Origin of the sequence: Bifidobacterium leontopitheci (assembly GCF_009193355.1) — a bacterium.
In the GTDB taxonomy this organism is placed as follows: domain Bacteria; phylum Actinomycetota; class Actinomycetes; order Actinomycetales; family Bifidobacteriaceae; genus Bifidobacterium; species Bifidobacterium leontopitheci.
Map to the genome: position 1 here is coordinate 40,946 of NZ_WBVT01000007.1, position 13,968 is coordinate 54,913.

General features: G+C 63.9%; 7 protein-coding genes and 5 tRNA genes. 3 read left to right on the plus strand and 9 right to left on the minus strand.

From position 1 onward, the window contains the following. Window positions 1-139: 139 nt before the first annotated feature. The 4 genes from F7D09_RS03600 to F7D09_RS03615 all read right to left on the minus strand — a co-directional run bounded on the left by F7D09_RS03600 (window position 140) and on the right by F7D09_RS03615 (window position 7,547). Window positions 140-3,739 carry a family 20 glycosylhydrolase gene (locus F7D09_RS03600; RefSeq protein ID WP_226835916.1) on the minus strand — a complete coding sequence of 1,200 codons (3,600 nt, stop codon included), beginning with the start codon at window positions 3,737-3,739 and terminating at the stop codon, window positions 140-142. A 335-nt stretch (window positions 3,740-4,074) separates the two neighbouring features. Continuing rightward, complete coding sequence (gene thrS / locus F7D09_RS03605; protein WP_152234055.1) at window positions 4,075-6,120, minus strand: threonine--tRNA ligase; 2,046 nt, start codon at window positions 6,118-6,120, stop codon at window positions 4,075-4,077. A 1,247-nt stretch (window positions 6,121-7,367) separates the two neighbouring features. Further along, a tRNA-Gly gene (locus F7D09_RS03610) sits at window positions 7,368-7,443 on the minus strand. A gap of 31 nt (window positions 7,444-7,474) precedes the next feature. Next, a tRNA-Val gene (locus tag F7D09_RS03615) sits at window positions 7,475-7,547 on the minus strand. Between the two features lie 117 nt (window positions 7,548-7,664). On the opposite strand from F7D09_RS03615, the gene F7D09_RS03620 reads away from it, so the two are divergent. Next, window positions 7,665-9,227, plus strand: coding sequence for a proline-rich domain-containing protein (locus F7D09_RS03620; RefSeq protein ID WP_226835918.1), 1,563 nt, complete (start codon window positions 7,665-7,667; stop codon window positions 9,225-9,227). Between the two features lie 53 nt (window positions 9,228-9,280). Here F7D09_RS03620 and F7D09_RS03625 read toward each other — a convergent pair. The 3 genes from F7D09_RS03625 to F7D09_RS03635 form a co-directional block, all read right to left on the minus strand. Next, window positions 9,281-9,352: transfer RNA gene (locus F7D09_RS03625), tRNA-Val, on the minus strand. Window positions 9,353-9,414: 62 nt separating this feature from the next. After that, window positions 9,415-9,485 (minus strand) — tRNA-Cys (locus F7D09_RS03630). 29 nt (window positions 9,486-9,514) lie between these two features. Next, window positions 9,515-9,587 (minus strand) — tRNA-Gly (locus F7D09_RS03635). A 142-nt stretch (window positions 9,588-9,729) separates the two neighbouring features. Between F7D09_RS03635 and F7D09_RS03640 the strand changes: the two genes are divergently transcribed. Then, window positions 9,730-10,563, plus strand: coding sequence for a PAC2 family protein (locus tag F7D09_RS03640; protein ID WP_193312308.1), 834 nt, complete (start codon window positions 9,730-9,732; stop codon window positions 10,561-10,563). A gap of 164 nt (window positions 10,564-10,727) precedes the next feature. Here F7D09_RS03640 and uppP read toward each other — a convergent pair whose 3' ends face one another. After that, window positions 10,728-11,657 carry an undecaprenyl-diphosphatase UppP gene (gene uppP, locus F7D09_RS03645; protein ID WP_152234056.1) on the minus strand — a complete coding sequence of 310 codons (930 nt, stop codon included), beginning with the start codon at window positions 11,655-11,657 and terminating at the stop codon, window positions 10,728-10,730. 215 nt (window positions 11,658-11,872) lie between these two features. Between uppP and F7D09_RS03650 the strand changes: the two genes are divergently transcribed. Continuing rightward, window positions 11,873-12,661 carry a fructosamine kinase family protein gene (locus F7D09_RS03650; protein ID WP_152234057.1) on the plus strand — a complete coding sequence of 263 codons (789 nt, stop codon included), beginning with the start codon at window positions 11,873-11,875 and terminating at the stop codon, window positions 12,659-12,661. Window positions 12,662-12,788: 127 nt separating this feature from the next. On the opposite strand, the gene dnaJ is transcribed toward F7D09_RS03650, so the two are convergent. After that, window positions 12,789-13,940 carry a molecular chaperone DnaJ gene (gene dnaJ, locus F7D09_RS03655; RefSeq protein ID WP_152234058.1) on the minus strand — a complete coding sequence of 384 codons (1,152 nt, stop codon included), beginning with the start codon at window positions 13,938-13,940 and terminating at the stop codon, window positions 12,789-12,791. Window positions 13,941-13,968 lie beyond the last annotated feature (28 nt).

Consider the following 13,968-nt stretch of genomic DNA (forward strand, 5'->3'; position numbering starts at 1 on the left):
AACGTTGAACCCCACCGTCATTGGTGGGGTTCAACGGGGTGACGGGCCGGAGGAGGTGATACGACCCGCCACACGGCTATCGGCGACCCGCCTTGCGCGCGCCGGCTATCAGCGGCATGCGCAAGGCGGCGTCATGCGCTCAGCCGAGCCAGCGTCGGCGCTGCATGATCAGCACGACGGCGCCGCCTGCGGTCAGTATCGCCGCGAACACGAGCGCGAGCACGTCGGCTCCGGTCGTGGCGATCTGCGCGCCGGGCTTGCGCGGCGTGTCCGGCTTGGCGGTCACGGTCATCTCGAACGTGTCCGACACGGCGCTGTGCCCCTTGACGTACACCTTGACCGTCACCGTGCCTGCCTTCGGGAAGCCCTTGGCCGGCTCGACCACGGTGCCGTCCGCGTACGCCACGTCGGCGCCGAAGTCGGCGGACTCGAGCCTGACCGTGCTGCCGTCGCTCTTCGTGGCCACGACCGTCACCTTCGAGCCGTCGAACAGGTCGCCCACCTGCGGCTTCTGCGACGACGACGCCGTGATCGACACGATCGTCGGCGCCGGCTCAGGATCCGGCTTGGGGTTCGGATCAGGATCCGGCTCGGGATCCGTCTTCTCGGCGAGTCCGCTGCGGGCGTTGGTCAGGGTCTTGAGCGCGTCGTCGACCTGCTGCTGCGTGGCCGTGGCATCGGCAACGACCTTCTTCGCGTTAGACAGCGCGTCCTCGAGCACAGACCAAGATTCCTCCGTGTACTTGGCCTCGTCGAGGTTTTCGGTCTCGATGTCCTTGATCTTGGCTTCGAGGTCGGCTTTGTTCACTTCGACGGGCTTGGCCGTGACTGTCATCTGGAACGTGTCCGACACGGCGCTGTTGCCCTTGACGTACACCTTCACCGTCACCGTGCCTGCCTTCGGGAAGCCCTTGGCCGGCTCGACCACGGTGCCGTCCGCGTACGCCACGTCGGCGCCGAAGTCGGCGGACTCGAGCCTGACCGTGCTGCCGTCGCTCTTCGTGGCCACGACCGTCACCTTCGAGACGTCGAACAGGTCGCCCACCTGCGGCTTCTGCGACGACGACGCCTTGATCGACGTGATCACCGGCGCCGGCTCGGGATCGGTGGTCGGACGTTCGCCGGTCCACGCCTGCACGACCTTGCCGCCCTTGAACGCGATGCCCATGGAGGACGTCACGCCAAGCGCATAACTGTCGGACTTGACCGTCACGTCGATGGTGCCGGTCCTCTCCGTTGCCGAGGCGAGCTCGTCGGCCGGCAGCGTGGCGGTCACGTCGACGACCGAGTTCATGTGCGCGCTGTTGACGACAAGCTTGCCGGCGCTGTCCTTGCTCTGCTGGCCGAACGCGGTCTTCATGGACAGTTCGACCGGCAGCTCGCTGACGGTTCCGTCGGCCGCCGTGTAGGTGGCGGTGACGTGCAGACCGTCGGTGGAGGTCAGTCCGGGCTCGGCATAACGGCCGATGAGGACCTTGCCGTTCTCGAGCTTCTGCGCGGCAGAGTCGACCGCAGCGTAGGAGCCTTCCCAGTTGATCTCGCTGGCCTTGTGGAAGTTGGCTCCGCGGTTCATCAGGCTGATGCCGATGGTGGCGGCGCGCTTGCTCCAGTCGCCGTAGTTCTTGAGGTTCTGCTGGGTCCAGCCGACTTCGGCGGTGGCCATGAGTCGGGTGTTCATGAGCAGTTCGGCGTCGTTGAGGGAGCGCAGGTGCTCGCTCCACAGCGCGTTCTCCACGCCCAGGACCTTGTCTTCGGTGGTGTTTGCCGAGGCAGTGGGGTTCCAGTTGTAGAAGTTGCTGGTGGTGCAGGCGCCGCCGCACGCCCAGCTGACGCCGGTCAGTTCGTTGCCGGGCTTCTGCGGGAAGTACGTGTTGGCTGCGGGCGACATGACGATCTTGCCGTTGCGCTCGTTGAGCAGCTTCTGCATTTCGGAGACGTGCGAGCCGTCCCAGTTCTGCACGACGGAGCCTTCGGGGATCGTGTCGACTGCGGCGAGGCCGTCGTTCCATACGACTGCGGTCTTGCTGCGGTCGGTGATGAGCTTGCCGGTGCGGCCGAGGTAGGTCTGCAGGCGCTGGGCCTTGTCGGTCCCGCCGCCGCCGAGGAACAGCTCGTCGCCGCCCATGTGGAAGTACGTGCTCTTGACTTCCGAGGCGGGCACCGAGGATGCGGCGATGCCCTTGTCGATCATGGTGTCAAGCTGGTCCATGATGTGGGCCAGGACCGTGTACGTGATGTCCGCGTCGGTGGCGAGGCTGCTCTTGCTCTGCGTGTCCTTGGTGAGGTCGGGCGTGTCCTTGCCGGCTTCCGGCTTAGGGTTCGAGTTGCCGGTGTTGAGCTCCTTGAGACCGTGGAGCAGACCGAGCGAGTGGCCGGGTCCGTCGATTTCGGGGATGATGGCGACGCCTCGGTTGGCCGCATAGGTCACCAGGTCGATGAACTGGGCCTGCGTGTAGTAGCCGTGGCGGCCGTCGACCGCCGGGGACCATGCGTTGTTGGGGAAGGCCGAGGGGAAGCCGAGCTGGCTGGACTTCTCGGCGAGCTTCGTGTAGTCGGTGGTGTCGCCGTCGGCCCGGCCTTCGTTGGTGATTTCGATGCGCGCGCCTTCGTCGTCGGTCAGGTGCAGGTGCAGCGTGTTGATCTTGTAGGCCGACATGGTGTCGATCATCTGCTTGACCTCATCGACCGGGTAGAAGGATCGCGCGGGGTCGACCAGCAGGCCGCGCCACTGGTAGCGTGGCGCGTCGGCGATGGTGGCCGCCGGGATGGATGCGCGCGAGGCGAGCTTCACCGGGGAGCCGGCCCAGGGCCCGACGAGCTGGAGCAGGGTCTGGGCCGCCCAGATGCCGCCGGTGACGGTGCGGGACTTGACCGTCACGCCGTCCTTGTCGGAGTCGATGGTGTAGGACTCGTCGGCTTGGATGGACTGCTCGCCGGATACGTGCGAGCTGACGTCGAGCGTCTTGTCAAGGGTGAACGTGATCGGGCAGTCCTTGCCGTCGGCAAGCTCCAGCCCGTAGGAGCCGGAGAGACTGTCGCGCAGCACGTCGACCGCTGCGTCGAGCTTGCTGTCGCTGACGGAGACGCAGGTCTTGTCGGTCAGTACGAACGCGTCGCCGTCGGACGACTTCGCGTACAGCGGCTTGGGGGTGATGGAGCTCAGCGGATCGGCCTCGTCGGCGGTCACGGTGCCCATGACGCGCATCTCCCAGACGGAGAGCGACCAGGACTGGCTTTTCGCTGTGGCGACCATGCGGATGTGACGGGTCTTGACCGGCGTGTCGAACGTGGTTTCGACCCACTGGCCCTTGTCGGTGGCCTTGAGGCCCGTCTTCACGTCCTTCCATGTCGTGCCGTCGTCGGAGGTCTGGATGGAGTAGTCGGTGGCGTAGGTGTTGCCCCATGCGATGTTCACACTGGAGATGGTGGCTTCTCCGGGGAATTCGTAGGCGAGCCACCATGGGCCGTTCCCGCCGTTCGCGCTCCACCGGGATGCGCCGGCCGCGTTGTGGACGCTTGGATTGGTCGCGTTCTCGGGAAGGTCCTTGTTGTCCGCCGCGAGTTCGGGGCCGAACTGTCCTGCGACCTCACGGCCCGAGGCGGTGACGGTGGCCACCGTAGCCAGGTTGAATGCCGTGGTGGCGGAGCTTTCCGCCGCGGTCGCGGCACCTGCGCCGCTTTGCGCCAGCGCGGAGGTCGCCGGCACCAGCAGCATCGCCGATGCACAGGCAACCGACATGAATCGCGCTAGACCATGTCTCATGCTCATATGGGTTGACTCTTTCTCTGTCTTCTATGATGCGACTCCCTGTTGAATCGCATCCGGCTCTGCGCTGTCGCCCAGGCCGCGGCATTACAGCCCTCATCTGAATATAGCATGAAACAGCGGATTATGTTAATAAAGTGAACAAAATAGGGCGTCGCGTTCCGCAGGGACGATCGTCAGGCTCACGGCTTCGTCCCGCCGATAGAAAAAGGGCTGCCATCCGATAATCGGATGGCAGCCCTTGGCCGTCTCATGACCGCTCCCTGCCGACGTCCCCTATGGACGCATCAGCGGGATTGACGGTCAGGTCAGTCCTCGACCGGCGCGGCGAGCGCTGCGTTGAAGTCGTCGAGGGAGTTGACCTGGGCGCGCTTCTTGATGATGTCAAGGATCTTGGCCTTCGCCTCGTCAACCGGCACGCCGTTGAGCTGGCTGCCGTCGCGGAAGCGGAAGCTGACCGCGTTGTTCTTCATGTCCTCTTCTCCGACGATGAGAATGAACGGCGTCTTGGACTTGGAGGCGTTGCGGATCTTCTTGCCGAAGCGGTCGTCGGAGTAGTCGATTTCGCAACGGACCATCTCGTCCTCGAGGCTCTTGACGAAGCCTGCCAGGTGCGGCGCGAACTCGTCGGCGACCGGGATGCCGAGCACCTGCACGGGGGCGAGCCACACCGGGAAGGCGCCCGCGTAGTGCTCGAGCAGCACGGCGAAGAAGCGTTCGATGGAGCCGAAGAGCGCACGGTGGATCATCACCGGACGCTGATGGGTGCCGTCGGCCGCGATGTACTCGAGCTGGAAGCGCTCGGGCAGATTGAAGTCGAGCTGAATGGTCGACACCTGCCAGGTGCGGCCGATCGCGTCGCGGGCCTGCACGGAGATCTTCGGGCCGTAGAACGCGGCGCCGCCCGGATCGGCCACGAGGTTCAGGCCGGAGTCCTTGGCGACCTCGGCGAGCGTGTTGGTCGCCTCCTCCCAAATCTCGTCGCTGCCGACGTACTTGTGCTCGTCCTTGGTGGACAGCTCCAGATAGAAGTCGTCCAGACCGAAGTCGCGCAGCACCTTGAGCACGAAGGTCAGCAGGTTGGTCAGCTCGCCCTTCATCTGCTCACGGGTGCAGTAGATGTGGGAATCGTCCTGAGTCAGGCCACGCACACGGGTCAGGCCGTGGACCTCGCCGGACTTCTCGTAGCGGTACACGGTGCCGAACTCGAAGAGTCGCAGCGGCAGCTCCTTGTAGGAGCGCTGGCGGGACTTGAAGATGAGGTTGTGCATCGGGCAGTTCATCGGCTTGAGGTAGTAGTCGAAGCCCTGCTTGGTGATGTTGCCGTCGGCGTCGCGCTCCTCATCCAGACGCATCGCCGGGTACATGGAGTCCTTGTACCAGTGCAGGTGGCCGGAGGTCTCGTACAGGCCGCCCTTGGTGATGTGCGGGGTCTGCACGAAGCTGTAGTGGTACTTGCGGTGCATCTCGCGGGAGTAGTCCTCCATCGCGTTGATGACCGCGGCGCCCTTCGGGTGGAACACGGCCAGGCCAGGTCCGATCTCCTCCGGGAAGGAGAACAGGTCCATTTCGGCGCCGAGCTTGCGGTGGTCGCGCTTGGCGGCCTCCTCGAGACGGGTCTGGTAGGCCTTGAGGTCCTCCTTAGTGGCCCACGCGGTGCCGTAGATGCGCTGCATGGTCGGGTTCTTCTCGCTGCCACGCCAGTAGGCAGCGGCGGAGCGCTCGATCTTGAACGCCTTGATGAAGCGGGTGTTGGGCAGGTGGGGCCCGCGGCACAGGTCCTTCCACACGACGTTGCCGTCACGGTCGACGTTGTCGTAGAAGCTGAGCTCCTTGCCGGAGATCTCGGTGGCGGTGGACGGGTCGAGGTGCGCTTCCTTGTCCTCGATCAGCTCGATCTTGAACGGCTGGCCGGCTTCCTCCTTGAGCGCCTCCTCCTCGGTGGTGACGCGGCGGCGGAAGGACTGTGCGGACTTGATGATCCGCTGCATGTGCTTCTCGATGTTCTTCAGATCGTCCGGCGTGAACGGCTGGTCGACCTGGAAGTCGTAGTAGAAGCCGTCCTTGATGATAGGGCCGACGCCGAGCTTGGCGTTCGGGAACAGTTCCTGCACGGCCTGCGCCATGACGTGGGTGGCGGAGTGGCGCATGATGCCGAGGCCGTCCTCGGAGTCGATGGCGACGGATTCGACCGTGTCGCCGTCCGCGAGAGGCGTGTACAGATCGCGCAGTTCGCCGTTGAGGCGGACGGCGATGATGTCCTTGTCGTCCGCGAAGAGTTCGACGCCGGTGGTGGTAGCTTCCACCTCCTTCTGTACGCCGTTGACTGTGATGGAGATGGAGCTTTGCGCCATGATGTGTCCTTTGCTATCGGGGCCCGCGTTACCAATGGGCAGGCCTGGACTGGTAATCAACATGGGCAACGATAGGGTTGCGGGCAGACAAAGCCGCACGACCGCCCGTGCAGGCGGACGTGCGACAAACGGATGGTGAATGGAAGGTTGCGAAACCATGGGACACCGCGTCTGAATCGTTTTCACGGCGACAGCCGATCGCTGCCGTCGCCGGCGCGTCCCGGACCATCCCAGCGCATTCCGCCGCATCACACCCCATCCCGGGCCGCCCCGGCGCATTCCGGAGCATCCCGAACCGTTCCCGGCGCATCCTGGTCCATCCCGGCGCAAGAAATTACGGAAATTCAGCCCAGTGTCCGTAAATCCTTGCGCTGACGGATTCCCAGCGCAACATATCACGGAAAACAGCCCCAGCGTCCGTATTATCTTGCGCTCAGCTGCGGGCAGCGCAAGAAATTACGGAACAGCGCCCCGTTTTCCGTGAACCCCTGCAGCGGGACGGCCGCAGACGGGATCGTCCGCGGTCCGCACAGCCTCATCGCCACGATGACCGCGCCCGTTCGCACCGCCGCGAAGCTCGCCACGCCGCCGATCACAGGACAAGCGCTTGCCGCCATCCAGTGAAATCGTCGAAGACCTCAGGGGACGGCACCACGCCGCTTCACATGCCGGCCAATGGGACGCGGGGACGAAACCACGGTTTCAGGCCGCGTATCCCACGGCACATTGGGACGACAACCCATGCAACCGGTCACACGCCATCCCGGCCCACGGAATCATGGGACGCGAGCACGAGTGACCGGTCACAACATCTCCCGTCCCACAGGCCAATGGGACGCGGGACGAAAACGGGCGGTTCCGCCGCAGCGTCCCACGCGCGGCGCTAGAGGCGCGACACATGCCGCCCGAGCACGGCCATGAGGCGGGAGGACCGCGCCCCTATCGCTTGTCACGCCCGGCCATTGGAGTGCGACGAAAAGGAGCCCGCCGTACAGGAGGGGCCTGAGCCCGGGGCACGGTCAGGCCAGCCGCCCACCGCCGTCATCAGCGCCTATGAAAACGCGCCAACCGTCCGGAAGGGCTGGGCCGGACGCCAGCGCTAGATCCCGACACGCCGACGACACACGCAAAGAAGACCCACGTTTCTTTACTTAACCCCATTAACCCCTTAACCCACGGCGAAACCGGCCCGGATGCGAAGAAAGGCCGCGGCTCCTCGCCGCGGCCCCGTGCCTTCGTCTGTGATCTGGAGCGGACAACGGGACTCGAACCCGCGGTCTCAACCTTGGCAAGGTTGCGCTTTACCAACTAAGCTATGTCCGCAGAGGATTTCGCCGTGAGAAGCGGAATCCAGTGGGTGATGTAGGAATCGAACCTACGACCCCTTCCGTGTGAAGGAAGTGCGCTAGCCGCTGCGCCAATCACCCAAAAGCAACGAGTGAATAACTTACAGGATGTTCCCCGGATGTGCAACCATCGGCGCGTCGCGGCTCATTCCATACGATCCGGCGACTTGAACAAGACCTACGACAGGGGCATAATCGATGGCAACCAATGACGGAGGGGGACGCATGACCGGCTACCAGCAGAACGGGCCGCAGCAGCCCGACGGACAACCGCATCCATACCGGCGCGACCATGGCGACGCGGCACGTGTCCATGACGGCGTTGCGAGCGCGCACTCCCCCGCGACGTCCGGATATCGGAACGGCGGCCCAGCAGCCGGCGGCAACGCACACGGCAACCAATACGGCCCGTACCCTCCGTACGGCGGTCAGGCCCAGCACCGGCCACTGCCACAGAACGGCCCGTGGCGGCAGAACGACCCCCGACAGGCCAACGGACCGTGGCAATCCTCCGGACCGGCCTCGCCATACAGCCGCAGCTATGGCCAGCCGTACGGCGGCGGACCATATTACCGGGCTCAGGTCCCCGTCAGCCCTCATCGCGGACTGAGCGGCGCTGGCATCGCCGCCATCATCACGGCGACGCTGGTCATCCCCGCACTGCTGTTCCTGCTGATCGCCGCAGGCATTTCCGCGCTCTCGCACAACGACAGCTCCACGACCACGAACAGTAGCGGCACCTCCACGCAAACTCCGCGCCGGCAACAGGACGACGACACAGGCGGTAGCGCGGACAACCGCAACAACACCGACGAAGCCGACCCCACGCCCGTCTATCGCATGGACGAGCGGCCCGGCTACGACACCCTCGTCGACTACATCGACGGCAAACTCGCCCAATACAAGGAGGATATCCTCGGCGACCCGACCATGTTCATGATCAGGCATCGCATCCCCGACACGCAGGAGGGCTCGGACTACATGACCGGGTTCGCGGCCGCACTCCTCGGCATCAGCAACGACATCAAGGACAACGCGTCCACAACCAGCGAAGACCCGACGTCCCTGGACGAGAAGATCGAACGGTACCGCACGACCATCGACACGATAGAGGCGCGCTTCAACAAGGGCGAGGCGCTTGGCGTGACGATGGACGTCACCGGCAACGACGGCAAACAGTATGCGGTCGACGGCAGCAAATCGATACAGCTGGCGCCCTCATGGGACGAACGGGAGAAGCAGGTCGCCTCCGCGCCGAACAACCTGGGCAACGGGAACGCCGCCAGCGCGCAGAAACTCGTGGAACGAGCCGGCATGACGCTCAGCTGGAACATCGACGAGGGGTTCCGGCAGTGCCCGGGTTTCGTCGGAACCGACAACGGCAGCAACAAGGCGCTCGCCAAGTCGGAGACGTTCGGCTTCTACTGCCCGTCGACCCCGAACGTGATCTACGGCAACCGCGACATGGCCGATTGGAACATGACGTATGCGCCCGCGGCCGGCGTACGTCATGAGATATCGCATCATGCGATCCACGTGCGCTGCGGGACGATCGAACCGTCAGTGGTCATGCAGAACGGCGTGAACAGAGCCGAAGGCGTGACCAACAGCTATGCGGTGCGGTACATGGGCGCCGACCGCACGCTGATTCAGCAAAGCATCGATTACGCGCGATCCAACGGGCACAACCAGTACGCCATGGATTCCTTTACCGATCACGCCGCCGACCTCATTCACAACGGGCAATGCCAGACGAACTGATACCGACGTGGGAGAAGAGAAATACGGCGATGATCCGCCCAAAACATGAAGGGTGGGCGATACAAGATTCGAACTTGTGACCCCTTCCGTGTCAGGGAAGTGCGCTACCTCTGCGCCAACCGCCCGGGTCATTGTGCACATGACGAATCACCGCAAATCAAAATGGAATGGGATTCGTCATCATGCGAGGTGGGTACGAGAGTCGAACTCGTCTATACGGCTTTGCAGGCCGCTGCCTAACCGCTTGGCTAACCCACCGCAAAGGTCGTCAACTCATCGGACCTTAGAGCGGACAACGGGACTCGAACCCGCGGTCTCAACCTTGGCAAGGTTGCGCTTTACCAACTAAGCTATGTCCGCGTATTGCTTTCAGGCAACGAATAGAAACTATACGGGAGATGAACGGTTTTGCCAAATCCGGCGTGTCGCGCGGTTTTCGGCTGTTCTTCACCCGTGGCTTAAGCGGGCGGGAAGACGGCCGGGAACCGGTAGATTGGTGGGTATGAGTGAAGAAGCGACAGCGCCCGAGCCGTTGATGATAGCGGCGTTCGAGGGATGGAACGACGCGAACCAGGCGGCCACGAACGTGGTCCGCCATCTGGTCTCGCATTACGACTCCCACGAGGTGCGGCACATCCGCTGCGACGGCTACTACGACTATCAGGTCGCCCGGCCGATGTTGTGCAACGTGACGGGACGCAGACGGCTGCTGTGGCCGCAGACCACGTTCTATGAGATCCGGCTCGACGCCACGCATACGGTATTCGCGCAGATCGCCCCCGAGCCGAACTACCGGTGGCGCGACTACTGTCATGAAAGCATGCGCATCGCCGAGGAGCTTGACGTGCGCCATATCGTGACGCTCGGATCCATGTTCGCCGACTGCCCGCATACACGCCCGCTGCCGCTGGACATCAGCAGCGACAAATGCCAGTGCGAGATGGATCGGGAATACAGCGGTCCGGTGGGCATCCCCACGGTCCTCGACTGCATGGCCTGTGACGAAGGATTCGCCACGACATCCATGTGGGCGTCGATTCCGCAATATCTGGGCGGCGACGAGTGCGCCCAGGCGACGATCGAAATGCTGCAGGCGCTCTCGCGGATCATCGGCATCGAGCTTGATTGCGGCGACCTGCTGGAACGGGCGGATGCATGGCGGCGCAAGGCGACCGCGCTCATGCAGTGCAACGACGAGCTGACGGCATACGTACAGCGGCTTGAACACGACTACGACATGAGCGACAAGGCACGCAAGATCGCCCATCTGGGCGCGCCCGCCGCCGAACAGCTGGTGCGCGAGGCCGAGGAGTTCCTCCGCCACGGCGAACTGTAGGCCGTGCCGCTTCTCAGCCAGCCGCACAGTCACAACAACGACGGATACGGATAAGGCCCGTGCGATGAACCGGTTGATTCATCGCACGGGCCTTATCCGTATCTCTCATGCCGCAGTCTCATAAGCCTACGTGTCGCCGCATTGCCGCCGCGGCACGAGCGCGGTCACGCCTGGTCAACGACCATGACCACGCTGACCGGCTCGACGACGCTCGCCGACTTGGCCGACTCGACCTCATACGGCTTGAGCGCGCCGAACAGGAGCAGCACGGCCACCACCGCGGCCAACGCGATGCGGTAGATGGCGAACGCCTTGTAGGAGAACGTCGACACGAACTTCAGGAATCCGATGATGACGATGTAGCCGAGCAGGAAGCTGACGATCGTGGCGACGATGGTCGGCCCCCAGCCGGGGAACATCGCATCGTCCTTGTAGTTCTTGACCGCTTTGACGGCCTCCAGCAGACCGGAGCCGACGACCGCGGGAATGGCCATGAGGAAACTCAGGCGCACGGCTGCCTCGCGGGTGTAGCCGAGAGCGCGGCCGACGGTGATGGTGCCGCCCGAACGGGAGACGCCCGGGATCAGCGCCAGCGACTGGCCGAGGCCGAACAGGAAGGCGTCACGGTTCGTCATATCGTCCATGGTGCGGATCTGACGGGCGCGGGCGTCGACGACCCACAGCAGGATGCCGAACAAGAACAGCACGCTCACCGTGATCCACAGGTTGCGCAGGCTCGTCTCGATCACGTTCTGCAGCGTGAAGCCGAGGATGACGATGGGGATGGAGCCGACGATGATGTTCCAGCCGAGCGTGGCGTACTTGTCGCCACGGCCCATACGGGACTTGAGGTCGGCACCGTTCTTGCCGAACAGGCAGCCGAACCAGTGGGACAGGATGTTGATGATGTCATGCCGGAAATACAGGATGACCGCCAGCTCGGTGCCGATCTGGATGATGGCGGTGAACGCCGCACCCGGATCCGAACCGAGCATCAGGTCGCCGATGATGCGGATGTGGGCGCTGGAGGACACGGGAAGATACTCCGTGAGCGCCTGCACGATGCCGAGAATGATCGCCTGGAAGAAATTCATGATCCCTCTTGATTGGATTGTCGTCTCGTTACCGTGGATAAGGGTACTCAATGCCCTCTAACAAAGCGCAAAGAGACTGATTGTCGTACAGAAAACCCACAATACAAAGGTGAGGGCCCAGGCCGTTGCGCATGGGGCCAAGCCGATGCCGCCGTCTGCCCGCCGTCTGGCTGCAGGCTGGCGGCCCGCATGAGAAGACCACAAGGAGGGCAATCATGGCAAAGTATCGCAAGTCGAGGATGTGGGCGCCGGAAGGTTTCTTCGAATGCGAGGGACGCGGCCTGCAATGGCTTGGCGAGGCGCAGGCCCAAGGCGGACCGCGCGTGGTCGACGTGTACGACTGGGGCAAGGACCATCTCGACATCGAACGCGTGGAATCCTGCTCCCCCACTGCGAAGGCCGCGTACGACTTCGGCGCGGCGCTCGCCCGCATGCATGACGCAGGCGCCGAGTTCTTCGGCTCCGCACCCGCCGGCTATGACGGCACCTGCTATTTCGGGCCGTTGCAGGATCCCGTACCGATGGCGACCGGCGAATGGACCGGTCCGGCGACCTATTTCGCCGAAGGACGTCTGCTGCCGACGGTGGAGCTGGGAATCCGCCGTGGCGAACTCAACACCGATGACATAACGCTCGCCCAGCGAATCGTGGACAAGTTGCCGGAGCTGCTTGGACGGGCGGCAGACGACAAGCCGGCGCGCGTCCATGGCGACCTGTGGAGCGGCAATGTGATGTGGACCGCCGATTCCGGTCACGCGCAGGCCGTGCTCATCGACCCTGCGGCACACGGCGGGCACCGGGAGGAGGACATCGCGATGCTGCACCTGTTCGGCATGAGCTATCTGACGCAGATCATGGACGGATACCAGAGCGTCCACCCGCTGAAGGCCGGCTGGCAGGATCGGCTGACCCTGTGGCAGCTGTACCCGATTGCCGGTCACTGTGTGTTCTTCGGCGGCGGCTATGTGAGCGAGTTCCGCGCGATGTGCCGTTCGTTGCTGTAACCAGACTGCATTGCTCCCGAATATCAGAATTCGGGATCTTCCCTAAATCTCGGAAACGGACCCCATCATCAAAACGGCCGCTCCGCCCTGCTCTCGCAAGGCGAAACGGCCGTTTTCGTCATCACGCTCAGCTCAGCGCATCCTTCAGCTTGGAGAAGAAGCCTTTGCGGCTCGGGGTGGCCGGACGCGAGCTTTGCGACAGATGCGCGGCGGACGAGTCATGGCTCTCGGAGAACTGCTGCATGAGGTCGCGTTCCCGCTCGTCGAGCTTCGTGGGAATATGCACGGCGATATGCGCGACGAGGTCGCCACGCTCCCCCGACTGGCGCAGTTTGCCGACGCCGAGCCCCTTGATGGTGACGGTGTCCTCGGGCTGGCATCCTGCGGGGATGGTGATCGACCGCTTGCCGTCGAACGTCTCGATGTCGATGTCGTGGCCGAGCACGGCCCAGCTCATCGGCACCGAAATCCAGCAGTGAAGGTCGTCGCCCTGACGGGTGAAGCGCTTGTCCGACTTGATGTGCACGTCCACATACAGGTCGCCTGCCGCGCCGCCGCCTTCGCCGACCTCGCCCTGGTTGGCGAGGCGGAGCCGCGAGTCGTCCTTGAGACCTGCGGGGACCGTAATGCCGACCTGACGTGTCGCGCGCACGCGGCCGTGGCCCATGCATGAGGCGCAGGGGTGCTCGATGATGGTGCCGTGGCCTTCGCAACGTTCGCACGGCGAGGAGGTCATCATCTGGCCGAGCATGGTGCGCACGACCTTCTGCCGGAATCCCTGCCCATGGCAGTCGGGGCAGGTGACCGGCTGGGATCCGTGCTCCGCACCGGTGCCGCCGCACACCTGGCACAGGCTGAAGGTGTTGATCTTGACGTGCGCAGTCCCGCCGAACACCGCGGTCTTGAGGTCGATGGTGACGTTGGCCAGCGCGTCGCGGCCGGGCTGCGTACGCGGCACGGGACCCTGCGATCCGCCGCCGAACGATCCGCCGAAGAACTGTCCGAAGATGTCGGACACGTCGCCCATGCCGAAGCTGGCGCCGCCCGGGAAGCCGCCTGCCGAATTGGGGTCGTTGGGATCAACGCCGGAATCGTACATGCGCCGCTTGTCAGGGTCGGACAGCACGGCGTACGCGTTGTTGACCTCCTTGAACTTGTCCTCGAATTCGGGGCCGGCGATATCGGGATGATACTTGCGGCTCATCTTCCGATACGCCTTTTTGATCTCTTCGTCGCTGGCCGATCGTTCGACGCCCAGCACCTCGTAGTAATCTGCCACTGCCTGTTCTTTCTTGTTGGTGTTGCCA

Coding starts and splice junctions, on each gene's coding strand:
- F7D09_RS03650 (WP_152234057.1), top strand. CDS start 11,873: ATGGCAAAGTATCGCAAGTCGAGGATGTGGGCGCCGGAAGGTTTCTTC.
- uppP (WP_152234056.1), bottom strand. CDS start 11,657: ATGAATTTCTTCCAGGCGATCATTCTCGGCATCGTGCAGGCGCTCACG.
- F7D09_RS03620 (WP_226835918.1), top strand. CDS start 7,665: ATGGCAACCAATGACGGAGGGGGACGCATGACCGGCTACCAGCAGAAC.
- F7D09_RS03600 (WP_226835916.1), bottom strand. CDS start 3,739: ATGTCGGTTGCCTGTGCATCGGCGATGCTGCTGGTGCCGGCGACCTCC.
- F7D09_RS03640 (WP_193312308.1), top strand. CDS start 9,730: ATGAGTGAAGAAGCGACAGCGCCCGAGCCGTTGATGATAGCGGCGTTC.
- thrS (WP_152234055.1), bottom strand. CDS start 6,120: ATGGCGCAAAGCTCCATCTCCATCACAGTCAACGGCGTACAGAAGGAG.